The following is a 25,769-nucleotide window of genomic DNA, read 5'->3' as shown; positions in this document are numbered from 1 at the left end:
TCACCAGCCCGAGGCGGTGTAGACGACGGCCCGCGCGGACGGCTCGCCCCAGGCGAGCTCCCGCAGCAGCGCGGCGGTGCCCTCCTCCGGGTCGATCAGCCTGACCCCGCGGCGCGCGTACTCGCGCCCGAGCTCGGGGCTGACCATGCCGGTGTGGCCGCCGGTGGGTGCCCAGGGCCCCCAGTGCACGGTCAGCGCCCGGTTGCCGGTGCGCTCCGCCCAGCCGGCGCCGAGGCTCTCCAGGGCGTCGTTGGCGGCGGCGTAGTCGGCCTGCCCGCGGTTGCCGAGGACGGCCGAGATGCTGCCGAACAGCACGGCGAAACCGGGGCCGTTGGGGAGTTCCTCCAGCGCGGCGAGCAGAGTCGTGGCACCGGCCGTCTTGGTCCCGTACACCCGCTGGAAGGACTCCGGGGTCTTCTCGGCGATCAGCCGGTCCTCGATCACCCCGGCCGCGAACACGACCCCGTCCAGGCGTCCGTGGTCGGCATGGATCTCCTTGACCGCCTGGAGCGCGGCGTCCCGGTCACGGAAGTCCACGGCGTGGTAGCGGGCCTCGCTGCCGAGGGCGGCGAGTTCGTCCAGGGTGGCGGTGATCTCCCGCTGAGCGAGGATCAGTTCGGCCTCGCGGCCCACCTCGGCGGGCTTGAGTCCACCGCGGGCGGCGAGGGCCGCGCGGAGTTCGGCGGGGGTGCGGGCGGGGGCGGTGTCCGGGGCCTCCGGGCCGGTGGGCGCGGGGGTCCGGCCGAGCAGCTCGATCCGGCAGCGGCAGGCGGCGGCGAGACCGGCCGCGAACGTCGCGGTGATGCCCCGCGCCCCGCCGACCAGCAGCACCACCGAGTCCCGGTCCAGGCCGAGCGCGGCGGCCTCGGCGGCCCCCTCCCCGGCCGGTCCGGCACCGGTGCCGGCGAGCGCGCCCAGCGGGACCTCGGCCAGTTCGAGCCCCTGCCGTCCGGCGGCCGTGCGCAGCACGACGGGGACCGGTTCCGGGGCGAGCAGTTCCGCGATCAGCGCGTCGGCGACGGCGTCCGGTGCCACGTCCCCGAGGGTCACCACCCGGGCGACCGTGTCCGGGTACTCCCGGGCGACGGTACGGAACAGGCCGTGCAGCCCGGCGGAGCGCGCCGCGTCCTCGCCGTCGGCGGGCCGGGCGGCCAGCAGCCAGCGCGGACCGCTGGCCAGGGCCGCCCGCAGCACGGGGAAGGCGTCCGGCAGCACGGAGGTGTCGCCGCCGGACAGGGCGCCCAGGTACAGCACCCCGTCCACGGTCCCGTCCGCCGCGCCGAGCAGCTGGTCCGCGTCGACGGTCACGGCCTCGGCCCCGTACCCGGCGAGCCGTTCCGCCAGCCGTGCGTTCTCCCCGAGGAGCAGGAACCGCTTCCCGGACAGGACGGCGGCCGGATCGGCCGCCGGGTCCGGCTGCGCCAGGGCGACGGGCCGCAACTCGAAGCGCTTGGGGGCCACTCCGGTGCGGGGTTCCTCCGCCGCGACGGGGGCCGCAGCGCCCAGGGGCTCCGCCGCGACCGGAGCCGCACCGGTGACGGGCTTCTCCGGTTCGGTGGCGGGCCCGCCGACCCGCGCCGTCAGCCACCCCGTCACGGCGGCCGCCGTCCGCGCCTTGGCCAGCTCCTCCAGCTCGCTGTCGTCCAGGGTCTCCGCCCCGCCCGCGATCCCGAGCCGTTTGGCCAGCTCCCCCGCGATCTCGGCCCGTTTGATCGAGTCGATGCTCAGGTCCGCCTCCAGATCGAGGTCGGGCTCGATCATGTCGACGGGGTATCCGGTGCGTTCGCTGATGATCTCCAGGACGACCCGCTCGACGTCGGTGGTCTCCTCGGGTTCGGGCCCGGCCTCCGCCACGGGGGCGGCAGGCAGCGGCTGCGGCTGCGGCTGCGGCTGCGGCTGCGGTACGACCACCTCGGCGGGCGGCAGCTGCTGCAGCAGCACCGGAGCCGCCGGCACCTGGGTCGCCCCGAAGTAGGTGAGCAGCACATCGCGCTGGGCGGCGATCATCTCCCGGCTGGTGCGCAGGAACTCGGAGATCAGCGCGTCCCGGTCGGCCGGGGCGCCGTGCGGCTGGTTCGTCACAGTCGTCGTCTCCACGACTCGTCGGGCCGGTGCCAGGGCACCGGGCAGGAGGTCTCCGGCGGCGGTGCGCACGAGCTGTCCGTCGACCGTCCAGCCGGGCCGTTTCGGCGCCGGGGTCCGGAGCGCGTCCACGGCGTCGCGGCCGTGCAGCAGCCAGGCGGTGCGTACCGGCATGCCGGCCACGGCCAGCCGGGCGAACGCGTCGAGCCAGCCGCGCAGTCCGCTGTCGGCGCGGGGCTCGCAGGCCACGGTGGTGTGCGGGCGGTCGCCGAGGATCTGCCCGACGAGCCGGGTGAGGACGGTGCCGGGTCCGGCCTCGACGAAGACCCGGGCCCCGGCCTCGTACATCGCCTCGATCTGGGCGGCGAAGGCGACGGGCGAGCCGATCTGGGCGGCGAGTTCGGCACGCACCTCGTCGGCGTCCGGCCGGTAGGGGGCGGCCGTGCGGTTGGACCACACCGGGAATTCGGGCGGTCGTACGGCCGTGTCCGCCAGGACCTCCGCGAACCGGTCGCCCGCCCCGGCCACGACCGGGCTGTGGAAGGCGCAGGCCACCGGGATCCGCTTGGCGCCGAGTCCGGCCTCGCGCAACAGCCGTACCGCTTCGGTGACTTCCTCGGTCGGGCCCGAGATCACCGTCTGTTGCGGCGAGTTGTGGTTGGCGAGGACCACGGCGTCCGGGGCTCCGGCCGCGCGCAGCGCCCGCTCGACGTCCCGCGCTCCGGCGGACACGGCGGCCATGGTGCCGGGTTCGTCGCCCGCGGCGGCCAGGATCGCGGCCGCGCGTTCGGCGCTGAGGTCCAGGAGGGTCTCGGGGGTGAGGGCGCCGGCCGCGCTGAGGGCGACGAGTTCGCCGTAGCTGTGTCCGGCGGCCATGTCGGGGCGGATGCCGGCCGCCGTGAGCAGGGCGTGCGCGGCGAGGCCGGTGATGCCGAGGGCGGGCTGGGCGGCCCGGGTGTCGGTGAGGGCGGCCCGGTGGCGCTCGCGGGTGGTGTCGTCGAAGGCGGTGGGCGGGTAGAGGGCGTCGGCGTGGGCCCGGCCGAGCTGCAGGTAGTGCTGGAGTTCGGGGAAGGCGATGAGGACGTCGGCGAGCATGCCGGGCCGCTGGCTGCCCTGGCCGGGAAAGAGGAACGCGACCTTGGCGTGCACGTCCTGCTCCGCACCGGCCAGGTGGATCCCGGCGCGCGGGTCCCGCTCCCCCGCCAGGACCCGCCGCAACTGCCCGGCCAGCCCGGCCACGTCCTCCGCCACCACCGCGGCCCGCACCGGCTCGGGTGAGGCGTCCGAACGACGGGCCGCGGCCAGCGCCAGGTCGCGCAACCGCCAGGAGCCGGACTCGGCCGCCCGCAGGATCTCCTCGACGCCCCGGTGGGCGGCCTTCTCGTCGCGGCCCCGGAACAGGAACAGCTCGGCGGGCCAGGTGTCCAGACCCTGTTCGGTCGGTACGGCGCCGTCGTACGCCTCCAGGACCACGTGGAAGTTGGTGCCGCCGAAGCCGAACGCGCTGACCCCGGCGACCCGTTCGGCGGCCGGGGCCGCCCAGGGGCGGGCCTCGGTGTGGAAGGCGAACGGGCTGTCGTCCTCGGTCCAGGCCGGGTTGGGCCGCTCCAGGTGCAGGGTGGGCGGCTTGACGCCGGTGTGCAGGGCCAGGGTGGTCTTGATCAGTCCGGCGAGTCCGGCGGCGCATTTGGTGTGCCCGATCTGGGACTTCACCGAGCCCAGCGCGCAACTGCCGTTCTCCGCGCCCGCCTCCGCGAACACCTCGCTGAGAATGGTGAGTTCGGTGCGGTCGCCGACGACGGTCCCGGTGCCGTGCGCCTCGACCAGGCCGACCCGCGCCGGGGAGATGCCGGCGTTGCGGTACGCGCGGAGCAGCGCGGCACGCTGGCCCTCGGGGCGGGGCGCGGTCAGGCCCAGGGAGCGGCCGTCGCTGGACGAGCCGAGGCCCTTGATCACACCGTAGATTCGGTCGCCGTCGCGTTCGGCGTCGGCCAGGCGCTTGAGGACGACACAGGCCACGCCCTCGCCGAGCGCGATGCCGTCGGCGGAGCCGTCGAAGGCGCGGGAGCGGCCGGTGGGTGAGAGGGCGTGCACCGAGGAGAACAGGACGTAGTCGTTGATGCCGTTGTGCAGGTCGGCGCCGCCGCACAGCACCACGTCGCTGGTGCCGGCGGTGAGTTCCTTGCAGGCGACGTCGACGGCGGCCAGCGAGGAGGCGCAGGCCGCGTCCACGGTGAAGTTGGCGCCACCCAGGTCCAGGCGGTTGGCGATCCGCCCCGAGATGACGTTGGCGAGCATGCCCGGGAACGAGTCCTCGGTGAGCCGGGGCAGCTGCTCCTCCAGCCCCTCGGGCACCTTGCCGTAGTAGGAGGGCAGCACGGCCCGCAGCGTGCCCGCGTTGGAGAGGTCGCTGCCCGCCTCGGCGCCGAAGACCACGGAGGTGCGCGAGCGGTCGAACCGCCGTCCCCGCTCGCCGTATCCGGCGTCGTCGAGCGCCCGTCGCGCCGCCTCCAGGGCGAGCAGCTGGACGGGTTCGATATGGCCGAGGGAGGCGGGCGGGATGCCGTAGCTCAGCGGGTCGAAGGGGATCGGCGGCAGGAAGCCGCCCCACTTGGAGGTGGTGCTGCCGTCGGCGTGGTGGACGGCCGGGTCCCAGCGCTCGGGCGGGACCTCGGTGACCGCGTCGTGCCCTGCGACCACGTTCGCCCAGAAGGTGGCGAGGTCGGGGGCCTGCGGGAACATGCAGGCCATGCCGACGACGGCGATGTCCAGCGGGGCGGGCGCGGGCGGTTCCGGCCGCTGCTCCACCGCAGACCGCTCCGCCAGGAAGTCGGCCGCGCCGTCGGTCACCGCGCGGTGCAGGGCCGCCACCGTGGTGGTCGCCGAGCGCAGCACGGCGACCTCTCCGGCCATGAACATCCCTTCGTCGAGCTGGCGTTCCTCATCAACGCGCGCCAACTCGCCGCCGTCGGTGCGCTCGACGCCCTTGCTGGCGATGCGCAGCCGGCCGACGTTGAGCCGCTCCAGTTCCTCCCACAGCCGCCGGTCGGGCACTCCGGCGGCCCGCAACTCGGCTTCCCGCTTGTGGTAGTCGAGGGTGAACGGGCTGGGCACACAGCGGGTGGCGTGGCCGGGCGCGGTCTCCAGGAGCGCGGTGGCGGAGGCCGCCTGGACCTGGCGCTGGAAGAGGGGCTGGATGGCCCCCTGGTCCACCGCCTCCTCGGTGAAGAGGTAGGCGGTGCCCATGAGCAGGCCGACGGCCGCGCCCCGGGCGGTGAGGGGCGCGGCGAGCGCGGCGACCATGGCGGCCGAGCGTGCGTCGTGGACGCCGCCCGCGAAGAACACCTCCAGGCTCTCGACGTCCGGGAAGTCCTCCAGGACGGCGAGCTGGGCCTCCCAGAGCGGGAAGCTCGCGCGCGGTCCGACGTGGCCGCCGCACTCGGAGCCCTCGAAGACGAACTTCCGGGCCCCGGCCTCCAGGAACTGCCGCAGCAGGCCCGGCGAGGGCACGTGCAGGAAGGTGCTGATCCCTGCCTGCTCCAGCGCCTCGGCCTGGGCGGGCCGGCCGCCCGCGACGATCGCGTGGCTGGGCCGCAGTTCCCGTACGGCGTCGAGCTGGGCGTTCCTGAGCTCTTCGGGGGCGAAGCCGAGCACGCCGACGCCCCAGGGCCGGCCGTCGAGCACGGCCTCGGCCTCGGTCAGCATCTCGCGGGTGCGGGTGCCGTCCGCGAGTGCCAGCGCCAGGAAGGGCAGCGCCCCGTCGTCGGCGACGGCGGCGGCGAAGGCGGCCCGGTCGCTCACCCGGGTCATCGGACCCTGGGCGACGGGCAGCCGGGTGCCGAGGGCGCGGCTCATGGCGGAGGTCGCGGGACGCAGCGCCTCGGCCGCGCCCGGGTCCGTGCGGATCTCGGCCGTCAACTCCCGTACGGTCCGGCGCACATCGCCCCACCGCTCGGCGAACCGCGCGGCGAGGAAGCCGTCCTGGCCCACCGGCAGCAGCTGGGTGCGCGGATCCTCGGCGCCGAGCAGCGCGGCGACCGCGACCGGGTCGTCGGCGGGCGGCCGTACGGTGTCCGGGCCGCGGCGGTGCAGTACCCGGTGTCCGGCCAGGACGACGGTCTCGGAGCCGTCGAGGGTGCGCAGCGCGGCGGCCGTCGCCTCGGGCAGCCGGGACTCGGCGAGCAGGGCCAGCTGGCTGTCCAGGACGACCCCGACGGCGCCTCCGGCCACAGCCGCAGCCGCCGTACGCGGTCCGATGCCTCCGCAGGCCCAGACCGGCACGTCCAACTCCTGTGCGGCGAGCAGCTGTTGGAGGAGGACGAAGGTGCTCAGCGAGCCGACCCGGCCGCCGCTCTCGGCGCCCCGGGCGATCAGCCCGTGCGCTCCGGCCGCGACCGCCTCGCGTGCCGCGCCCAGATCGGTGACCTCCGCCAACACCCTTGAATGTCGGGCGAGTTGAGCGACGCTCCAGGGCGCTTCGGCGGCCAACACCACCGTGTCGGGTGCCGGGCCCAGGTCCGCCGGGGTGAGCGCGCAGCCCGCGGCCACCCGCACGCCGTACGGTCCCGGTGCCGCCCGTTTCAGCCGGGTCAGCGCCTCCCGGGTTCTTCGGTCACCGGGCCCCAGGTCGAGGACGCCGAGTCCGCCGGCGGCACAGGCCGCCGTGGCGAGCCTGGCATCGGGTTGCCCGAAAGGGGTGATGCAGATGATCAGGTCGACGGCACGCACAGGCAACGTCATGATGCTCCGAATAATCGGGAGGACAGCACGGTGGGGGATGTGTGCGGCGGAAAGCGCGGGGGTGAGGCCACCGGAAACTAGCGAGTTCATTACTCGTGGGTCAATAACGGAGGGGGCCCATGACGTCCGGCAGTATTGATTCGGCCAGCCCGGGGAATTCACCGCAAGAGCCGAAAAACCTGGCAATCCCCTTCGGATCGACGGCCGTTCGGCGTGCCGGCCACCGGCGCCACACCGACACAAGCCCGTCAAAGCACCCCGGCCATTCACCGAGCACTCACGTCGGCGCAACGCGCCGTGCGGGCGCGCCGAGCTCTGTAAATTCGGGATGACTTCGGTCCGCTGGCTCGATCCTGGCACACCGGAAAGCGGTTCCGAACGCCATGGCGCCAACCGTGACCCAAGGCTGACAGAAACCTGACGCCAACTGTATTACTTCAAATGAAACACGCAGTGGGGAAAATTCTCGTAAACCCTTGAAGTAAAGCGGCCGGAGAGCCCTCGCTCCCCGGCCGCTCATTGACAGGAATTCAGCGGTGGCCGCCGCCCACCCGCGCACCGGCGCGCAGCCGCAGGTCACCGGACGAGGCCCCCACCCAGACGGTGCGCCGGCCGGTGCCGAGCACCCAGCGGTGCCGCCCCGCGTCCCACGACGACAGAGTGCGCGCGGCGACCCGCACGGTCACCCGGCGCCGCTCCCCCGCCCGCAGCACCAGCCGCCGGTAGCCGCCCAACACCCTTACGGCCTGGTCGAGTCGGAGGTCGGGCGACGGTCCGACATACACCTGCGACACCGCGACCCCGGTCCGGCGCCCCGTGTTGCGCACGGTGAACGTCACTTCCAGGCCGTCGTGAGTCCAGCGCGTCCCGGGTTCGGAGTAGGCGAAGGAGGTGTACGACAGCCCGTGCCCGAAGGGGAACAGGGGCCGCACGCCCTGCGCGTCGTACCAGCGGTAGCCGGCGTGGATGCCCTCCGAGTACTCCTCGGTGCCGTCGACTCCGGGGTAGCGGCGCGGGTCACCGGCGACCGGATGGTGGTCGTCGTCGGCCGGGAAGGACTGGGTGAGGCGCCCGCCCGGGTCGCTGTCGCCGAAGAGCACGGCGGCGGTGGCGGCCGCGCCCTCCTGACCGGGGTAGTACATCTGGAGCACCGCCCCCGTCTGCGCCAGCCAGGGCATCGAGGTGGACGACGAGGTGTTGAGGACGACGGTGGTGCGCGGGTTGGCCGCGGCCACCGCCCGGATCAGCTGCTCCTGGTGGCCGGGCAGGGCGACGGTGGTGCGGTCGAGGCCCTCGGTGGCGTCCTCGTAGGCGAACAGCACGACATGGCGTGCGGCCCGGGCCGCGCTCACCGCGTCGGCGACGTCCTGGGCGCGCGTCGCGCCGGTGATCCGGCGCAGCCGGAACAGCAGGCCGGCGTCCCCGCCGTCCGCCGTGATCTTCAACGTGTGGGCGCCCGCCGCGAGTTGCAGCGTCTTGCGGCGGACGCCGAGGCCGTCGGGGGCGACGGCGACCAGGCCGCCCGAGAAGTACTCGCCGTAGCCGGCCGCGAGGGGGAAGAGTTCCTCGCCGTCCAGCAGGACCTTGGGGCGGGCGGTGGCCGCGGACGAGAAGTGCAGCACGAAGGTCCACTCGTCGTCCTCGCCGACGGTGAGCGAGCCGTCGTACTCCCAGGTCTTCCCGGCTGCCACCGTCTGCCCCTCGCTGTCGAAGGCCGGGCTGACGGCGGAGGCGGGTATCGCCTTGCCGAACAGGTCCTCGCCGAGGGTGTGGGTGACGGTGCCGCGTGCCCGCGCCCGGATGGCGTCGAGGGGGCTGTCGGCGTGGTCGGGGACGACATGGGCGCTGCCGCCGCCGCTGACGAAGGGCAGTTCGCCGGTCGGTCCGATGACCGCGACAGCGCCGCCGTCCAGGGGCAGGGTGCCGTGCTCGTTGCGCAGCAGGGTCGCGCCGGCCTTGGCGACCTCCAGGGCCACCGCGGCGCCCGCCGCGGCGTCGCGGTCGGGGCGGGGCGGGGCGCTGCCGTCGAGGAGGCCGAAGCGGTCCATCACCGAGAGGATGCGGCGGACCGCGCGGTCGACGTAGGCCTCGGCCACGCTGCCGTTCTGCACCGCCGACTTGAGGGCCGTACCGAAGTAGGTCCCGTCGGGCATCTCCATGTCGAGGCCCGCGGTGATCGCGGCGGCGGTGCTGTGCGCGGCGAACCAGTCGGTCATCACCCAGCCCCGGTACCCCCACTGGTCGCGCAGGATGTCGGTGAGCAGGGTCGGGTTCTCGCAGGCGAAGGTGCCGTTGACCTTGTTGTAGGAGCCCATGACGGCGCCGGTGCCGGCCTCCACCGCCGCCTCGAAGCCGCGCAGTTCGAGTTCGTGCATGGTCTGTTCGTCGGCACGCACGTCGATCGAGTTGCGGTCCTTCTCCTGGTTGTTGAGGGCGAAGTGCTTGACGGTCGCGATCAGGCCCTCGCCCTGGATGCCCCGGATCTCGGCGGCGACCAGGTCGGAGGCGAGCAGCGGGTCCTCGCTGAACGTCTCGAAGTTGCGGCCCGCGTAGGGGGTGCGGATGAGGTTGACCATCGGGGAGAGCAGCACGTCCTGGCCCAGGGCGCGGCCCTCACGGCCGATCACCTGGCCGTAGCGGCGGGCCAGTTCGGGGTCGAAGGCGGAGGCGAGGAGTACCGGGGCGGGCAGTGCGGTGGCGTGCTCGGTGATCCGGACGCCCGCCGGGCCGTCGGCGAGTCTGAGGGGCGGGATGTTCAGCCGGGGGACGCCGGGTACATAGCCGGCCTGGCCGAGCGAGCCGGGGTCGGTGGCCCCGTGCAGCAGGGAGATCTTCTCGTCGAGGGTGAGTCTGGCGATCAGCCGCTCGACGCGGGGGCCGGCCCCGGCCCCGGGTCTGCCGGCCGCGGCGGCGGGCGTGAGCGGGAGGAGTCCGCCGGTGGCCGCGGCGGCGACCGCGATGGCGCCGGCCGTCAGACGCAGGGCGGATCGTCGGGAGACGGTTTCGGACATGAGCCGTCACTCCTTCGGTGTGCGGGCACGACGATGTGAACCGCGAGCGCGCCCGGGCACCCGGACCGCGTTCGGCCTGTGAACGCAACACCCGCCACAGGACCTTGACGGCCCGTCATTCGCACCACCGGCGCGTCGGAAACGTAGATCCGCTGGTGACTCGTGTCAACGATCTGAACAGAAATCGCCCCCGAGCCGACAAGAAGCGAAAACGGAGGGCCACTTCGCACCGTGGCCCTCCGACAACCGTCACTCCCGACCCCGACTAACCGAGCAGGCCCCCCACTCCACCGACGAGGTCCCTCTCGGTGGCGGGCAGGGCGGCCTTGACCGAGTCCCTCACGGAGCCGGTCACGGAGTCCACGGCGTCACCGGCCGCCTCGGCGAGCGGGCCGACGGGCTCCCCCGGGTACCCGGGACGCGCGACCGGGGCGGGCCGGTCGTGGGACCCGGCCTGGGCGACCCGGGTGCCGTACGGCTGCTGCGGAGCGCCGGGCGCCTCCCGCGAGTCCTCCGGAACCGGCAGGGGACCGGGGGTGTCCGTCCGCCCGTCCTTCTTCGGCGCGGGTGCCGATGCGGACCGCGTGGCCCCGGGCGTCGCCGCCGCTCCCCCGCCGCCCGGGTCCAGGTCCCACCGCTGCCGCACCGACCCGTTCCGCCCGGCCACGACCACATGCGCGCCGTCCGCGGCCAGCGCCAGACCCTTGTCCCAGCGCAGCAGGAGTTCGCCGCGCACCGTCAGGTCGTACGACACCTCGCCCGCGTGCACCAGACAGCCGGAGACCACCACACTGCGCGTGCCGGGGTCGGCGGCGAGGCAGAGGGTGGGGTCGAGCGGGCTGCGCAGCATGCCGTCGTCCTGGTACGACCACTGCTGGGAGCCGGCGTCCGAACACGGGCCGAGCCGCAGGTCCGCGCCCTCCCGCACCCGGCCGCCGCGCACGTCCAGGCAGAGCCCGGCGTCGAGGCTGCGCAGCCGGCCGTGGGCGATCTCGACGGGCTCGCCCGCAAAGGCCGGGGACGGGGAGGCCGAGGAGGGGGCGTCGGCGGCGGGGCGGGGCCGGGTGGCACCGCCGCCGGGGGCTCCCCAGGTCGTGGCACCGGGGTGTGGGACACCGTTGTCATCCGACCAGCTCTTCGCCACGAGCACGGTGGCGAGCAGCGCGAGGGAGACCAGGCCGACGCCGGCCGCCAGCGCCTTGCGCCGGCGGCCCTCGGAGACGGTGCGGTGCCGGCCGCCGGGCGACGCGGCGGGATCGGGTTCGGCCGCGGACGGCCAGGCCTCGACGACCGCGCCGCGGCCGGGCCGCGAGTCGAGATAGCGGCGGGCGCCCCAGCCGAGCACGGTCTCGGCGAGCAGGACCTCCAGGCCGCCGTCGAAATGGCTGAGCTGTTCGGCGGCGTGCCGGCAGTACCGGCACTCGGTGAGATGCCGTTGCACATCGGGGAGCAACGAGCCGCCCCGGCGTATGGGAACGTCGAGGAGCCGGTTGTAGAAGCGGCATTCCTTGGAGGGCGCGAGTTCCCGGTGGGCGCGTACCAAGCCGGACCTGAATTGTTCACGGGCCTGGTCCAGGGCAGCCGTTGCGGTATCGGTGTCGACACCCAACAGACCAGCTGGTATGTATATGGGTTCGGCTTCGACCTCGATGTGCCAGAGGAGGCATTGCGAGGCTCCGGGAAGGGCTTGGAAAGCACGCTCGGCGAGTTGCCGCCTTTCGGGCGTGCCGGGTCTCGCGGCGCCGAGTCCGCGGCCTCCGGTGGTTTTGCGCAGCTCCGGTGCGACCACCGAAATGGCTTCGTCGGCGGCCCACGCGCGGACCGTCTCCCGTACGGTCACGAGCAGCTGCGGACGAAGGGCGCCCCCGACCGCGCCGCCGGCCAGCCGGCCGAGGACCCGTTCGAAGGCGGCGCTGGCCACCAACTGGGCGGTGGGGGTGGCGGAGGCGAGGCAGACGACGGCGTAGTCACAGGTGGCACGCCAGTGCCGGGTCAGCAGCAGGGCGACGGCGTGGTGGCGCTCGGCGGGGGTTCCGGTGAGACGGGCGACGAGATTGCGGTCGGACTCCGCCGGGGCCGAACCGGGGCGAGGCGGGTAAGGCGGGCGTGGGGGGTAGGGGGATTGCACTGAACCATTTCCTTCCGAGCCGCAGGACGGCATACGAAACGGCGCCCTGAGGAATGCAGTGCCTGATTGGTGCGTACCTTTTCGAGCCCATAAGGACCGGCCTTACGGCCACACCGGCCTCTGGACCCTCCCGCGGGAAGGCTCACCTTCGCACACCGGCCTCACAGGAAACAAGAAGGTGAGGTGACCCAAGTTCAAAGTCGCGGGAATTCAGATAAGTTACCGGCGGTATCCTTGCCCTCGCGTTAATCAGCGGCAGCACAGGTTCAACTTGTGTGCGACAAGGACCCGATGGCACACGAAATCTTCAACTCCCGGACGGCCGCGGTCACGGCCGGCGGAACGTGGCGTTCCACAGCCGTCTCCCATGTTTCTCCCGGCGCGCTCCCATCCCGGTGGGCCAGCATGGGCCGCATGATCGCCCCCCACACTCCGCACGCCTCCCCCGTCCCCGCGTCCCCCAGGTCCGTGCGCAAGGCCGTCGTCCCGGCCGCCGGACTCGGCACCCGGTTCCTGCCCGCCACGAAGGCGACGCCGAAGGAGATGCTGCCGGTCGTCGACAAGCCGGCCATCCAGTACGTCGTGGAGGAGGCCGCGAAGGCCGGGCTCGACGACATCCTCATGGTCACCGGCCGGCACAAGCGGGCCATCGAGGACCACTTCGACAACGCCTTCGAGCTGGAGCAGGCACTGGCCGCCAAGGGCGACACGGTGCGGCTGGACGCCGTGCGCGATCCCGCGCGGCTCGCCGACATCCACCACATCCGCCAGGGCGACCCGCTCGGCCTCGGCCACGCGGTGCTGTGCGCCAAGCACCATGTGGGCGACCAGCCCTTCGCGGTGCTCCTCGGCGACGACCTGATCGACACCCGCGAGACGCTGCTCAGCCGGATGCTCGACGTCCGCGACCGCTTCCAGGGCAGTGTGGTGGCGCTGATGGAGGTCGACCCGTCGCAGGTGCACCTGTACGGCTGCGCCGCCGTCGAGCCCTCCGACGAGGACGGCGTGGTGCGGGTGACCGGCCTCGTGGAGAAGCCGTCCCCGGAGAACGCGCCCAGCAACTACGCGGTCATCGGCCGCTACGTCCTCGACCCCGAGGTGTTCGGCGTCCTGGAGCGGACCGCGCCCGGCCGGGGCGGCGAGATCCAGTTGACCGACGCACTGCAGGAACTGGCCGCGGGCGGCACGGTCCACGGCGTCGTCTTCGACGGCCGCCGCTACGACACCGGCGACAAGGGCGACTACCTCCGCACAGTGGTCCGCCTGGCCTGCGAACGCCCCGACCTGGGCCCCGAGTTCACAACCTGGCTCAAGGATTTCGTCGCGGGCCTGGACAAGAACGGGGCCGAGCGGCGCCCAAGCCGCGCCGCCGCCTGACCGGCCCCTCATGGAGGATGGGGTGAGGACCCTGCGGCCCTCACCCCATCCGGCGCTTCCGGGATCGGCGGACCCGGAACCGGCCGACTCCGGAATTGGCCGGCTCTACGGCCGGCGACCAGTCGGCCCCCAAGCCCCCCTCGATCGGTCAGCCGTTGGGGCGGAGGGTCCAGACCACGGTCATCTCGCCGGTGACCGCGCCGTCCTCGCGGGTGATGGCGACGGTGACCGGGAACTCGGGGCGCTTGCCCTCGTCGAGTTCGGCGACGACGTCGGCGATCGGGCGGCCGAGGGTCGCGGTGGCCTTGACCGGGCCGAGGGCGACCTTCTTGTAGGCGATCTCGGCGCTGACCGCGAGCGGCACCGCCCGGGAGAGCTGGTCGCCGAAGGCGGCGAGGACGATCGCGCCGCTCGCGGACTCGGCGAGGGTGAACATCGCCCCGGCGTGCGGGCCGCCGATGTGGTTGTGGAAGTCGCCCTGGTCCGGCATGGACAGCACGGCCCGCTCCGGAGTGGTCTCCAGGTACTCCAGGTTGAGGGTCCGCACCATCGGAACCGTGGCGGCGAGCATCTCGCCGATCGACATCTGGTCAGTGCTCATGACGGGCATGTTACTCACGGGTAGCAGATTCTGGCCAGAGTGGTGCGAGGGTGATTGCCGTCGCACGGTGCGGACGGCCGCCGGCCGTTTCGGTACGCCTCCGCCGAGGCCCGGTGACCGAATCGTGTCCCCGGCGGCACTAGGGTTACGGGCCATGTGGCCAGAACAGCAGCCGCCAGGGGGCGAGCAGTACCCGCAGAACAACCCGTATCAGCAACCGGGTTACCAGCAGCCGAATCCGTACCAGCAGCCCGGCTACCAGCAGTACCCGCAGCCGGGCGGGTACGGGCAGCAGCCGCAGTGGGGGCCGCCCGGCCCGGCGGGCGCACCGCAGGCACCGCAGGGCGGAGGCGGCGGCGGAGGCGGCGGAGGCGCCAACCGGACGAAACTGGTCGCGATCATCGCCGCCTCGGCCGTCGTCGTGGCGGCCGGGGTGACCGGTTTCCTGGTGCTCGGCGGCAAGAAGGACGACAAGGCGGACAGCGGGAAGGACCGGCACTCCAGCCAGTCGCCGACTCCCTCTCCCACCGCGTCCGCGTCCGCCTCGACGGACGACAGCACGCGCGGTGACGACGACGCCGTACAGCCGACGATCGCCGGCTGGAAGGTCGTCGTGAACCCCAAGTGGGGCACGGCCTTCGACGTACCGGCCGACTGGGAGGTCCTCACCGCGGGCACCTCCGTCGGCTTCGAGGACAAGGACGGCAAGCCGATCATCACGATGTCGGCGCCGGCCCAGTACAAGTCGAAGTGGTGCACGAGCGACGACGACAAGGACGGCCGAACCGAGGACACCGCCCTGGCAGCGGTGGGCACCAAGGGCGAGAGCGGCGCGAAGACCCCGGGCGACGCGGCCGTCCGGGAGGTCCCCTGGTGGGTGTACGGCGGCTACACGTACCCGGACAAGAAGTCCCTCGGCTACGACAAGAAGGCCACCGCCTACACCACCGCGTCCGGCCTCAAGGGCGCCTACGCCTGGGCGCGTTCGACGAACTCCCCCGCGAAGGGGAAGTGCGCGACCGACGGCAAGGCGATCACGTTCGGCTTCGAGAACTCGGCCGGCGACCTGGTGTCGTGGGACTTCTACGGCGCCAAGGGCGTGAACGGCGAGGTCCCCACCGCGACGATCATGAAGATCCTCAGCACGGTCCGGCTGCACGGCACGCCGACCGGAGGCTGACCGGGAGCCGGCCGGAGGCTGACCGGATCGGGCGACGATATGCCCGACAATCGGTTTGGCAAGCCGGGCCCCCGGCGGGGATAGTCGGTCGGTGACCTCCACCTCCGACTCCCCCGGCACCCCCTCCCGCCTGCGCAGACCCGCCTGGGCGGGCCGCAACTACAGCCTGCTGACCGCGGCGGCGATCGTGACGAGCCTGGGCGCCAACGGCTCGCTGATCGCCGCCGCGTTCGCGGTGCTGGACGCGGGCGGCGACGGCGGGGACGTCGGACTGGTGGCGGCCGCCCGCACCCTCCCGCTGGTGCTCTTCCTGCTCATCGGCGGCGCGGTGGCGGATCGTTTCCCCCGTCACCGTGTGATGGTCGCGGCCAACGCGCTCAACTTCCTCTCCCAGGGCACCTTCGCCGTCCTCGTGCTCGCCGGCGAGCCGCGCCTGTGGCAGATGATGCTGCTCACGGCGCTGGGCGGCACCGGCCAGGCGTTCTTCAGCCCGGCGGCGGAGGGCATGCTGATGTCCTCGGTGAGCGGGGAACAGGCGGGCCGGGCCTTCGCGGTGTTCCGGATGGCGATGCAGGGCGCGGCCCTCGGCGGTGCGGCGCTGGGCGGCGCGCTGGTGGCCGCGATCGGCCCCGGCTGGGTGCTGGCGGTGGACGCGGCGGCCTTCGCGATCGCCGGGACCCTCCGCTCCTTCCTCGACGTGAGTCACATCCCGCCGCGCACCCCGGGCGACGGGCTGCTGGCCGACCTCAAGGAGGGCTGGCGCGAGTTCGCCGGCCGCCCCTGGCTGTGGGGCATCGTCGTCCAGTTCTCGATCGCGAACGCGGTGGTGGGCGCCGCCGACGCGGTCTACGGCCCGCTGGTCGCCCGCGACAGCCTCGGCGGACCGGGCCCCTGGGGTCTCGCCCTGGGCGCCTTCGGCGCGGGCACGGTGGCCGGCGCCCTGCTGATGACCCGCTGGAAACCCCGCCGTCTGCTGTTCGTGGGCACCCTGTGCATCTTCCCGCTCGCCCTCCCCTCGGCGGCGCTGGCGGTCCCCGTCCCCATCGGAGTGCTCTGCGCGGTGATGTTCGTGGCCGGCACGACCGTCGAGGTCTTCGGCGTCTCCTGGATGACCGCGCTGCACCAGGAGATCCCCGAGGAGAAGCTCTCCCGGGTCTCCGCGTACGACTGGTTCGGCTCCGTCTCCCTGCTGCCGCTGGCGACGGCCCTGGCCGGCCCCGCCGAGGACGCCTTCGGCCGGAGCCCGGCCCTGTGGGGCTGCGCCGGCCTGGTCGTCGCCGTGACCGCCGCGGTCCTCCTGGTCCCGGACGTCCGCAACCTCACCCGCCGCACCCTCCCGGTCACCGCGTCGGCGGAGTCACCCGATCCCGAACGTGCCACCGGGGGGCTCGGGTGACGGCACGGCGTCCGCGTCCCCGACCGGCCGGGCCCCACCGACGAACTCCCTGAGCACGCTGCCGTGTTCGACCCGCGCCGGAAAGGCGTCGGCGGCGGTGCGGCGGGCCAGCCCGCCCGCATCGAGCGGCCGGTGCGAGGCGATGAGCACCGCGTTCCCGAACCGCCGCCCGCGCAGTACCCCCGGCTCGGCGATGACCGCCAGTTCCTCGAACACCACCGCGAAGGTGGCGAGTTGGGAGCGCAGGAAGTCGAAGGGGGCGGAGTCCGCGAGGTTGGCGAGATAGACCCCGTCGGCGCGCAGCACCCGCTCGGCCTCCCGCGCGTAGTCCAGCGAGGTCAGATGCGCGGGGATCCGGGACCCCCCGAAGACATCGGCGATCAGCACGTCGGCCGAGTCCCGGGGCGCCCCCTCCAGCCAGCCCCGGGCGTCGGCGGCGTGCAGGGCGATCCCCGCGCCGTCCGCCAACGGCAAGTGCTCGGTGACCAGCTCCAGCAGCCCCCGGTCGGCGTCCACGACATCCTGCCGGGACCCCGGCCGGGTCGCCGCCACGTACCGGGGCAGCGTCAGCGCACCCCCGCCGAGATGCAGCACGTCGAGCGGCGCCCCGGCCTCCGCCACGGCGTCCAGCACATGCCCGAGCCGCCGGGCGTACTCGAACTCCAGATGCGTGGGCTCGTCCAGATCGACGTACGACTGGGGCGCCCCGTCGACGGTCAGCAGCCAGGCCCGCTCCCGATCGACATCGGGCATGAGCTTGGCGGTGCCGTGCTCGGTGACACGGACGACGGGTATGGATTCACTCACGGCACCATTGTCGCCCGCCCCAGAGGGCCCCGCGCACTGCCCGACGGCGACAACTGCGCCCCGGCAGGGGCGCTGGGGGTACCCCCGGCCGAAGGCTGGGGGAGGAACTGCGCGACCGGCCCCCACCGGCCCGCAGTCCCCCACCCACCGCGACCTCACTCCACCGCGGTCACGGTCCCCGCCCCCACCGTCCTGCCACCCTCACGAATGGCGAACCCGAGCCCCGCCTCCAACGGCACCGCCCTCCCCAGCTCCACGGTCAGCTCCACCGTGTCCCCGGGCCGGGCGACCGCCACCTCACCGAGGTCGACGTCCCCGACCACATCCGCCGTACGGATGTAGAACTGCGGCCGGTACCCGGTCGAGACCGGAGTCGTACGACCCCCTTCGCGCCCGGACAGCACGTACACCCGCGCCGAGAACCGCCGGGCCGGCACCACGCTCCCCGGCGCCGCCACGACATGCCCCCGCCGCACCGCGTCCCGGGGCACGCCCCGCAACAGCAGCGCCACGTTGTCCCCGGCCTGCGCCTCGTCCATCGGCTTCCCGAAGGTCTCGAGCCCGGTGACGACGGTCTCGACGTCCGCGCCGAGCACCTCGACCCGGTCCCCGACCCGCACGGTGCCCCGCTCCACCGCACCGGTCACCACGGTCCCGCGGCCGGTGATGGTGAGCACGTTCTCCACCGGCAGCAGGAACGGCGCGTCGAGGTACCGCTCCGGCATCGGCACGTACGTGTCCACCGCGTCCAGCAGCGCCTCGATGGACGCCGTCCACCGCGGGTCCCCCTCCAGGGCCTTGAGGCCGGAGACCCGTACGACGGGCACGGAGTCACCGCCGTACCCCTGTGCGGTCAGCAGCTCCCGGACCTCCAGCTCCACGAGGTCGGTGAGCACGGTGTCCTCGCCGTCGTCGACGGCGTCGGCCTTGTTGAGCGCGACCACGATGTGGTCGACGCCCACCTGCCGGGCGAGCAGCACGTGTTCGGCGGTCTGCGGCATGATCCCGTCGAGCGCGGAGACGACGAGGATCGCCCCGTCCAGCTGTGCGGCGCCGGTGACCATGTTCTTGACGTAGTCGGCATGGCCCGGCATGTCCACGTGGGCGTAGTGCCGGGTGTCGGTCTCGTACTCCACGTGCGCGATGTTGATGGTGATGCCGCGCAGTGCCTCCTCGGGGGCCCGGTCGATGCGGTCGAACGGCACGAACGTGCCGGTGCCGCGCTCGGCGAGGACCTTGGTGATGGCGGCGGTCAGGGTGGTCTTGCCGTGGTCGACGTGGCCCATCGTGCCGATGTTGAGATGCGGTTTGGTGCGGACGTATGCCGTCTTGGGCATGGCTCTACCTCAAAGCCTGAACTGCGGTGATGCGTCTCGTCATGGCGGGACGCGGGGACCCCGGGTGATCCGCCGACCCTCCCCCTGCGGGGTCCGCCGGGCGATCCGGGGAGGGTCAGCTTCGGGCGCCGTCGACAGCGGCCGTGAGAACGGGGACGGCAGCCTTCGGCGCATCCGCGACTGCGGATGCTGCGACGAGGAAGGCGAACCGGAACATGACGCAGATCATTGCCGATGCGTCGCCCCACGTCGAACGGTTTTCTCCGGCGCCGGTTCGCCCAATGGACAGCATCCATACGGCGATCACACATCGGCTTCGGTTACTGTCACCGAATGCTCGATGCCAACCGCTCTGGCACCGCCACGGCCGTTCCCCCGGCCGCCGCCAAGGAGCTGCCCCTTGCCCTGCCCGCTCCGGTGAACTTCACCGCGCGCTGCACCCGCGTGCTGCTGTCACCGTGGTCGCGGCTGGCCCTGCTCGTCGCCCTGCTGGCGGCGGCCGGGGCGTCGGTGCTGCTCTTCGAGCCGCAGAGACTGATGACCCGGGGCTGGCCGCCGCAGGTCGAGGGGACCACCGCGGTGGTGATCTTCGCCGTGGCGTACGGCCTGATCACGGTGGCGTTCGTGCCCCGGCCCATCCTGAACCTCGCGGCCGGCGCGCTGTTCGGCTCCGCACTGGGCCTGGGCGCGGCCATGGCGGGCACCCTGCTCGGCGCCTGGCTCTCCTTCGCGCTCGGCCGGATGCTCGGTCAGGAGGCCCTGCGCCCGCTGCTGCGCGGCCGGTTGCTGAAGGCCGCCGACCACCAGTTCAGCAGGCACGGCTTCCGCTCGATGCTGGCGGTACGCCTCTTCCCCGGCGTCCCCTTCTGGGCCGCCAACTACGCCGCCGCCGTCTCCCGCATGCGCTACGCCCCGTATCTGCTGGCCACGGGCCTGGGTTCGATCCCGAACGTGGCCGCGTACGTGGTAGCGGGCGCCCGCGCCTCCACTCCGACCTCCCCGGTCTTCCTGATCTCGGTCGCGGCCATCGTCGTCCCCGCGGTCGCCGGCGCAGTGGTGGCCTGGCGCAAACGCCACCACCTGCGAGCGAAATAAGCCACCTGCCGAACGCCCACACATTTCAACGCCCCGTACTACAGCGCCCCGTAAGGGGCGCGGGGAACTGCGCGACCAGCCCCCACGGCGCCGCCCCCCAACCCAGCCCACCACCCCCGTAGGCGCACAGCACCCCCTACCGAACCGCCTCCAGAATCATCGCGTTCGCCAACCCACCCGCCTCACACATGGTCTGCAGCCCATACCGCGCCCCACGCTCCCGCATCGCATGCACCAGCGTCGTGGTCAGCCGAGTCCCGCTCGCCCCCAGCGGATGCCCCAGCGCGATGGCCCCGCCGTGCACGTTCACCTTGGCCAGGTCGGCCCCCGTCTCCTGCCGCCAGGCCAGCACCACGCTGGAGAACGCCTCGTTCACCTCGAAGAGGTCGATGTCTCCCACCGAGAGCCCGGCCCGCCGCAGCACCTTCTCCGTCGCCGGGATCACCCCGGTCAGCATCAGCAAGGGGTCCGAGCCGGTCACGGCGAACGCGTGCAGCCGGGCCAGCGGCCGCAGCCCGAGCCGCTCCGCGGTCTCCCCGGCCATGATCAGCACGGCGGAGGCCCCGTCGTTGACGGGGCTCGCGTTCCCCGCCGTGACGCTCCACTCGATCTGCGGGAAGCGCTCGGCGAACCCGGGGTCGTAGTAGGCGGGCTTGAGCCCGGCGAGGATCTCGGCAGTGGTCCCGGGCCGTACGGACTCGTCCCGGCTCACCCCGTCCAGCGGCGCCACCTCCGCGTCGAACCGCCCCGCCTCCCACGCGGCCGCGGCCCGCTGGTGCGAGGAGACCGCGAACGCGTCCAGCTCCGCCCGCGAGAGCGACCACTTGGCGGCGATGAGCTCGGCGCTGATGCCCTGCGGCACGAGGCCCTCCGGGTAGCGCGCGGCGACTCCGGGGCCGAAGGGGTCCTTGCCGGGCGGCACGTTGGACCACATCGGCACCCGGCTCATCGACTCGACCCCGCAGGCCACGACGATGTCGTAGGCGCCGGACATGACCCCCTGCGCCGCGAAGTGCACGGCCTGCTGGGAGGAGCCGCACTGCCGGTCGACGGTGGTCGCGGGCACGGTCTCCGGGAAGCCCGCCGAGAGCACGGCGTACCGGGTGGTGTTCATGGCCTGCTCGCCGACCTGGTCGACGGTGCCGCCGATGACGTCGTCGACGAGGGCCGGGTCGACGCCGGAGCGCTCGACGAGGGTGCGCAGGGTGTGGGCGAGGAGTTCGACGGGGTGGACGTGCGCCAGGGAGCCGTTCGGCTTGCCCTTCCCGACAGGAGTGCGTACGGCTTCGACGATGACTGCGTCACGCATCACGGGACCTCGATTGCCATTCTTGATTACCAGTGAGTAGGAAATCCGGACTCACCATAGCTCGACCAGTTGGAAAATCAAACCCACCCAGGAAATGCCTCTAGACTGGCGGACATGGCCGCCCCGAAAGATCCCCGACCCTGCTCGATCGCCGACGCCCTGGCACTGGTCGGAGAGAAGCACTCGCTGCTGGTGCTGCGGGAGGTGTTCCTGGGCAACGGCCGCTTCGACCAGCTGGTACGCAACATCGGCGCCCCGCGCGACATCCTGGCCACCCGGCTGCGCCGGCTCGTGGACGCCGGGATCCTCACCAAGCGCGTCTACAGCGAGCGCCCGCAGCGCTTCGAGTACCGGCCCACACCGGCGGGCCTCGAACTGGAGCCGATCCTGATGACCCTCATGGCCTGGGGCGACCGCCACCTCCGCCAGGAGGGCGACCGCCCCATGGTGATCGAGCACAGCTGCGGGAAGACCCTCACCCCGGTCGTCACCTGCACGGCCTGCGGCGACCCGGTCCGCCACGAGGACCTGACGGCCCACCCGCAGTCCCCCGGCTGGACGATCGCCGGCCCCGCGGCCGACTGACAGCCGCTACCGCCCGCTACTGCCCCTGCCGGTACACGTCGAGCCGCCCGCACATCCCGAACCGACCCTGCTCAAAGGGCTGTTCGGCCTGTACGACGGCCTCGGCCAGGTGCGCGACGTCGCCCCGTCCGAGGCGGTCGAGCTGCTCCCCCGTGGCCGCGGCGGCGGCCCGCGCGCCGCGCCGCCAGCGCTCGCGCCACTCGTCGAGCCGGGGCCGTACGAGCGCCGCGGCGGCCCGGTGGAAGGCGGCCAGCGGCTCCGGTCCCGCGGCCTCGCGCAGGGCGCGGTAGCCCTCCAGGGCGAGGTCGCGGCGGGCGCGGGCGATCCGCTCCCGCTCGGCCTCCGGCGCGTCGGCCGGGACGGTGGTCACGGCCGCGTAGGTCTCCGGGTCGGCCAGGTACTCCGGCGGCAGCGTCAGCACCGCGTCCCCGGCCTCCGGGAGTCCGCTGTTCTGCATCAGGACGGTGATGCGCAGGTCGTCCTCGTTGACGAGGCGGTGGACGGTGCCCGGCGTGAACCAGGCGACCGTGCCGGGCACGAGGGGCGTGACCTCGTATCCGGAGGTGGTGAGCGTCTGTACCGCACCCCGGCCGCCGGTGACGACGTACGCCTCCGAACAGGCCAGGTGCAGATGGGGAGTTCCGCCGCGAACGCCGTCGGCGGCGGGCCAGTCGTACACGCACAGGCGGGAGACCGCGACCCCGCCCGGCAGGCCCGCGAACGCGAACTCCCCGCCGTTTACCACGGATGCGCCTCCAGGTACTTGGCGATGTCCGCGCGCTCCCAGGCGCCGTTCGCGACCACCACCCGGTAGCGGCGGTGCAGGGTGTCGCCGGGGGCCAGTTCGAGTTCGTCGTGGAAGGCCCAGGAGGGGGCGATGCCGGCGAACGGGTCGTTGCGGACGAACCAGTGGGCGGGGTGGGTGCCGGCCGCGCCCGAGTGGTCGTTCTCCGGGGCGTGTTCGAAGACGACGGTGGCATGGCCGTCGGCGCCGTCGTGCTCGCCGGAGAGGGCCAGCCAGGAGGACTGGGAACCCATCAGCTCCGGGCCCTCCCCGTCCGGGCCGATGATCCGGCCGTCCCGGAAGGCGCGCGGGCCGCGCCAGAACAGGCCGGTGTAGCCGGCCTGTTCGCGCCCGGCGGTGGTCGGGCTGCCGAACAGCAGTGGCTCGTCACGGCGGTTGGTGATCGCGCTGTCCCAGGTCAGTGCCCAGGAGCCGGAGTCGAGGTCGACGTCGTGGACCTCGATGCGGCGCCGCTCGTCCGCCCACAGCGTGCCGTCGTACGGGTGCCAGCTCAGCCGTTCCGCGAGGACGAGCCGCTCGTCCGCCGACGACAGCTCGTCGAAGCCGAGGTGCCGCATCGAGCCGACGCGCTCCGGGATGGCGACGTAACCCTGGCCGTGGAGATAGGAGTTGCCACCCCACAGGTTCGCGCCGGACAGGTGCGAGGCGGTCAGGGAGAGGCCCTTGTGCCAGCGGTGGTCGTTGGGCCGGTAGTCGGTGACGACGTCCCCGGCGAGGGTGCGGATCGGGTGGAGGTAGGGCCGCGGCGCCTCCCAGGCCGCCTCCGGACGGTAGACGTACGCGAAGAGCTGCACCCCGGTGACCGGCTCGGTCACCGTGACCCGGTCGCCGTGGGCGTGCGTGATCCGCAGCTCGCCGCTCACGCGGACACCTCCTCGCGCTCGACCGGCGCCCAGCCCGGGGCTCCGCCGTGCAGGGCCGTGTAATAAGGATCACCCGGACCGATCCCGCCCGCGCGCACGGTCGTGTCGGTGAACGCCGACTTGTACAGCGCGGTGATCAGCTCCAGGCTGGTGCGCCCGTCGGCACCGCTGCTGCGCGGCCGCTCCCCCGCCCGCATGCTGGCGATCAGCTCGCGCAGCTGGGCCAGGTGGGAGCTGGGCACGTCCGGGCCGAAGTCCTGCCAGGCCGCCGCCTCCTCGGCGGGGACGCCGGGGGCGGGGGTGATGCGCCAGTTCTCGTTGCGGTGGCCGTAGAGGTGGGTCAGTTCGACGGTGGCGCGCTCGCAGTCGATCCGGATGCGGCTCACCTCGTCGGGGCTGAGCACGCTGTTCACGACGGTCGCCAGGGCGCCGTTCGCGAACCGGACCAGGGCGGTGGAGACGTCCTCGGTCTCCACGTCGTGCACCAGCCGGCCGGCCATCGCCCGCACCTCGCTCCACGGTCCCAGCAGGTCCAGGAGCAGATCCATCTGGTGGATGCCGTGGCCCATGGCCGGGCCGCCGCCCTCCGTCGCCCAGCGGCCCCGCCAGGGCACGGCGTAGTAAGCGGTGTCGCGGTACCAGGTGGTCTGGCAGTGGGCGACCAGCGGGCGGCCCAGCGCCCCCTCGGCGAGCAGCCGGCGCACATGGGTGGCGGCGGAGCCGAAGCGGTGCTGGAAGACGATCGAGGCGTACGGCCCGCCGTCGGTGCCCTCCTCGGCCTCGACCGCGTCGAAGTCGGCCAGGGACGGCACGGGCGGCTTCTCGCACCACACCCAGGCACCGGCCCGCAGCGCGGCCAGCGTCTGGGCCTTGTGCAGGGTGGGCGGGGTGCCGATGGTGACCAGGTCGGGCCGCTGCTCGTCGAGCATCCGGTCCAGGTCGGTGTAGGCGTGCGGAATGCCGGCCTCGGCGCAGAACTCCTCGACGGCCTTGGCATCGATGTCGACGGCGGCGACGACCTCGGTCTCGCCCTCTTCGGCCAGCCGGGCGAGCGCGGGCAGGTGCGAACCACGGCCGATGGCGCCGGCGCCGACGACGACGGCCCGGATGCGCCGGCCGGTGAAGGGAGCTGGGGAGCGGGGCGAGCGGGGCATGGACGTGATCAGCACTCCTCGGGGCGTGTACCGACGATGGGTGCGAACCACCGCCCGACGTGCGCCGCACACGCACCCGGATGTGCGGGAGCAAGCGCTTTCTCCTGGGGAAACGTAAGCGGCGGCACCTCAACCGGTCAACACCCCCTCGGATGTCCGGCCGATCATGTCGATCTTCCCGCCCGCTCCCCACCCGCTTCCCGCCCACTCTCCCGCCCGCCCCTGCCCCCGGTCCGCCCGCCCAACCCCTGTGTCCGGGCTGTCATCCGGGCCCGCTACGCTGCCGTTGCACACGCATGATCACGCGCGCCGCCGCGACCTCCAGCCGCCCCCTCACCCCTGGGACGCCGTACCTTCATGTCTTGGTTTGAATCGCTGATCCTCGGACTCGTCCAGGGGCTGACCGAGTTCCTGCCCGTCTCCTCCAGCGCGCATCTGCGGCTGACCGCGGCCTTCTCCGGCTGGGAGGACCCGGGCGCGGCCTTCACGGCGATTACCCAGATCGGCACGGAGACCGCCGTGCTGATCTACTTCCGCAAGGACATCGGGCGGATCATCTCCGCCTGGTTCCGGTCGCTGTTCGACAAGGCGATGCGGTCGGATCACGACGCCCAGATGGGCTGGCTGGTGATCGTCGGCTCGATCCCGATCGGCGTGCTGGGCGTGACACTCAAGGACCAGATCGAGGGCCCGTTCCGCGATCTGCGGATCACGGCGACCATGCTGATCGTCGTCGGCGTCGTCATCGGCATAGCCGACCGGCTTGCCGCCCGCGACGAGACGGGCGGCAAGCACCGGGCGCCCAAGCAGCGCAAGACCCTGGAGAACCTCAGCGTCAAGGACGGCCTGATCTTCGGCCTCTGCCAGGCCTGCGCCCTGATCCCCGGCGTCTCGCGCTCCGGCGCCACCATCAGCGGCGGCCTGGTCATGGGCTACAAGCGCGAGGCGGCGGCCCGCTACTCCTTCCTCCTCGCCATCCCGGCGGTGCTGGCCTCCGGCGCGTTCGAGGTCAAGGACTCGGTGAGCGAGGGGCATGTGGACTGGGGCCCGACCCTCCTCGCGACGGTGATCGCCTTCGTCTCCGGATACGCGGTCATCGCCTGGTTCATGAAGTGGATCTCCAACAAGAGCTTCATGCCCTTCGTCTGGTACCGCGTCGCCCTCGGCATCGTCATCATCGCCCTGGTCTCGGCAGACGTACTGAGCCCGCACGCGGCGGAGTCGGCGAGCTAGTGCTGCGACCGGAAAGGTTCACCGGCTCGCGACGCCCGGCACGGCACCTCGCCGCGTTGTCGCATC

Annotated in this window: 16 protein-coding genes; 6 read left to right on the top strand and 10 right to left on the bottom strand. The window is 73.1% G+C overall.

The window, feature by feature from the left end:
• The 3 genes from ACFZDK_RS42210 to ACFZDK_RS42200 form a co-directional block, all read right to left on the bottom strand.
• Nucleotides 1–6,822, bottom strand: a complete 6,822-nt coding sequence (locus tag ACFZDK_RS42210) for an SDR family oxidoreductase (RefSeq protein ID WP_390980900.1) — start codon at nucleotides 6,820–6,822, stop codon at nucleotides 1–3.
• Nucleotides 6,823–7,352: 530 nt separating this feature from the next.
• Complete coding sequence (locus ACFZDK_RS42205; protein ID WP_390980898.1) at nucleotides 7,353–9,833, bottom strand: glycoside hydrolase family 3 C-terminal domain-containing protein; 2,481 nt, start codon at nucleotides 9,831–9,833, stop codon at nucleotides 7,353–7,355.
• Nucleotides 9,834–10,098: 265 nt separating this feature from the next.
• The gene (locus tag ACFZDK_RS42200) at nucleotides 10,099–11,961 is read right to left on the bottom strand and encodes a ricin-type beta-trefoil lectin domain protein (RefSeq protein WP_390980896.1); all 1,863 of its coding nucleotides are present in this window, start codon (nucleotides 11,959–11,961) and stop codon (nucleotides 10,099–10,101) included.
• A gap of 414 nt (nucleotides 11,962–12,375) precedes the next feature.
• Between ACFZDK_RS42200 and galU the strand changes: the two genes are divergently transcribed.
• On the top strand, nucleotides 12,376–13,338 hold the full coding sequence (gene galU, locus ACFZDK_RS42195) for a UTP--glucose-1-phosphate uridylyltransferase GalU (RefSeq protein ID WP_390980894.1): 963 nt from the start codon (nucleotides 12,376–12,378) through the stop codon (nucleotides 13,336–13,338).
• Between the two features lie 148 nt (nucleotides 13,339–13,486).
• On the opposite strand, the gene ACFZDK_RS42190 is transcribed toward galU, so the two are convergent.
• Nucleotides 13,487–13,924 carry a DUF4442 domain-containing protein gene (locus ACFZDK_RS42190; protein WP_390981059.1) on the bottom strand — a complete coding sequence of 146 codons (438 nt, stop codon included), beginning with the start codon at nucleotides 13,922–13,924 and terminating at the stop codon, nucleotides 13,487–13,489.
• Between the two features lie 169 nt (nucleotides 13,925–14,093).
• On the opposite strand from ACFZDK_RS42190, the gene ACFZDK_RS42185 reads away from it, so the two are divergent.
• Both ACFZDK_RS42185 and ACFZDK_RS42180 read left to right on the top strand, forming a co-directional pair.
• The gene (locus ACFZDK_RS42185; protein ID WP_390980892.1) at nucleotides 14,094–15,119 is read left to right on the top strand and encodes a hypothetical protein; all 1,026 of its coding nucleotides are present in this window, start codon (nucleotides 14,094–14,096) and stop codon (nucleotides 15,117–15,119) included.
• Between the two features lie 91 nt (nucleotides 15,120–15,210).
• Nucleotides 15,211–16,515 carry an MFS transporter gene (locus ACFZDK_RS42180; RefSeq protein ID WP_390980890.1) on the top strand — a complete coding sequence of 435 codons (1,305 nt, stop codon included), beginning with the start codon at nucleotides 15,211–15,213 and terminating at the stop codon, nucleotides 16,513–16,515.
• On the opposite strand, the gene ACFZDK_RS42175 is transcribed toward ACFZDK_RS42180, so the two are convergent.
• The gene (locus tag ACFZDK_RS42175; RefSeq protein ID WP_390980888.1) at nucleotides 16,477–17,322 is read right to left on the bottom strand and encodes a fused MFS/spermidine synthase; all 846 of its coding nucleotides are present in this window, start codon (nucleotides 17,320–17,322) and stop codon (nucleotides 16,477–16,479) included. The genes ACFZDK_RS42180 and ACFZDK_RS42175 overlap by 39 nt on opposite strands.
• 155 nt (nucleotides 17,323–17,477) lie before the next feature.
• The gene (gene tuf, locus ACFZDK_RS42170) at nucleotides 17,478–18,659 is read right to left on the bottom strand and encodes an elongation factor Tu (RefSeq protein ID WP_390980886.1); all 1,182 of its coding nucleotides are present in this window, start codon (nucleotides 18,657–18,659) and stop codon (nucleotides 17,478–17,480) included.
• A gap of 333 nt (nucleotides 18,660–18,992) precedes the next feature.
• Here tuf and ACFZDK_RS42165 point away from each other — a divergent pair, with 333 nt between their 5' ends.
• On the top strand, nucleotides 18,993–19,754 hold the full coding sequence (locus ACFZDK_RS42165; RefSeq protein WP_390980884.1) for a VTT domain-containing protein: 762 nt from the start codon (nucleotides 18,993–18,995) through the stop codon (nucleotides 19,752–19,754).
• A 136-nt stretch (nucleotides 19,755–19,890) separates the two neighbouring features.
• Here ACFZDK_RS42165 and ACFZDK_RS42160 read toward each other — a convergent pair whose 3' ends face one another.
• On the bottom strand, nucleotides 19,891–21,063 hold the full coding sequence (locus ACFZDK_RS42160) for an acetyl-CoA C-acyltransferase (RefSeq protein WP_390980882.1): 1,173 nt from the start codon (nucleotides 21,061–21,063) through the stop codon (nucleotides 19,891–19,893).
• A 114-nt stretch (nucleotides 21,064–21,177) separates the two neighbouring features.
• On the opposite strand from ACFZDK_RS42160, the gene ACFZDK_RS42155 reads away from it, so the two are divergent.
• On the top strand, nucleotides 21,178–21,648 hold the full coding sequence (locus ACFZDK_RS42155) for a winged helix-turn-helix transcriptional regulator (RefSeq protein WP_390980880.1): 471 nt from the start codon (nucleotides 21,178–21,180) through the stop codon (nucleotides 21,646–21,648).
• Nucleotides 21,649–21,664: 16 nt separating this feature from the next.
• Here ACFZDK_RS42155 and ACFZDK_RS42150 read toward each other — a convergent pair whose 3' ends face one another.
• Genes ACFZDK_RS42150 through ACFZDK_RS42140 form a run of 3 tightly spaced genes read right to left on the bottom strand, consistent with a single transcriptional unit; the run spans nucleotide 21,665 to nucleotide 24,470 of the window.
• The gene (locus tag ACFZDK_RS42150; RefSeq protein WP_390980878.1) at nucleotides 21,665–22,393 is read right to left on the bottom strand and encodes a cupin domain-containing protein; all 729 of its coding nucleotides are present in this window, start codon (nucleotides 22,391–22,393) and stop codon (nucleotides 21,665–21,667) included.
• Nucleotides 22,387–23,316, bottom strand: a complete 930-nt coding sequence (locus ACFZDK_RS42145) for a DUF6807 family protein (protein WP_390980876.1) — start codon at nucleotides 23,314–23,316, stop codon at nucleotides 22,387–22,389. The genes ACFZDK_RS42150 and ACFZDK_RS42145 overlap by 7 nt, the downstream gene beginning before the upstream one ends.
• The gene (locus tag ACFZDK_RS42140) at nucleotides 23,313–24,470 is read right to left on the bottom strand and encodes a Gfo/Idh/MocA family oxidoreductase (protein ID WP_390980874.1); all 1,158 of its coding nucleotides are present in this window, start codon (nucleotides 24,468–24,470) and stop codon (nucleotides 23,313–23,315) included. Before ACFZDK_RS42140 ends, ACFZDK_RS42145 begins: the two co-directional genes overlap by 4 nt.
• 357 nt (nucleotides 24,471–24,827) lie before the next feature.
• On the opposite strand from ACFZDK_RS42140, the gene ACFZDK_RS42135 reads away from it, so the two are divergent.
• Nucleotides 24,828–25,703 carry an undecaprenyl-diphosphate phosphatase gene (locus ACFZDK_RS42135; protein WP_390980872.1) on the top strand — a complete coding sequence of 292 codons (876 nt, stop codon included), beginning with the start codon at nucleotides 24,828–24,830 and terminating at the stop codon, nucleotides 25,701–25,703.
• Nucleotides 25,704–25,769 lie beyond the last annotated feature (66 nt).

Origin of the sequence: Streptomyces sp. NPDC007901, assembly GCF_042959465.1 — a bacterium.
Lineage (GTDB): Bacteria > Actinomycetota > Actinomycetes > Streptomycetales > Streptomycetaceae > Streptomyces.
This window is presented reverse-complemented; position numbering and strand designations above follow the sequence as displayed.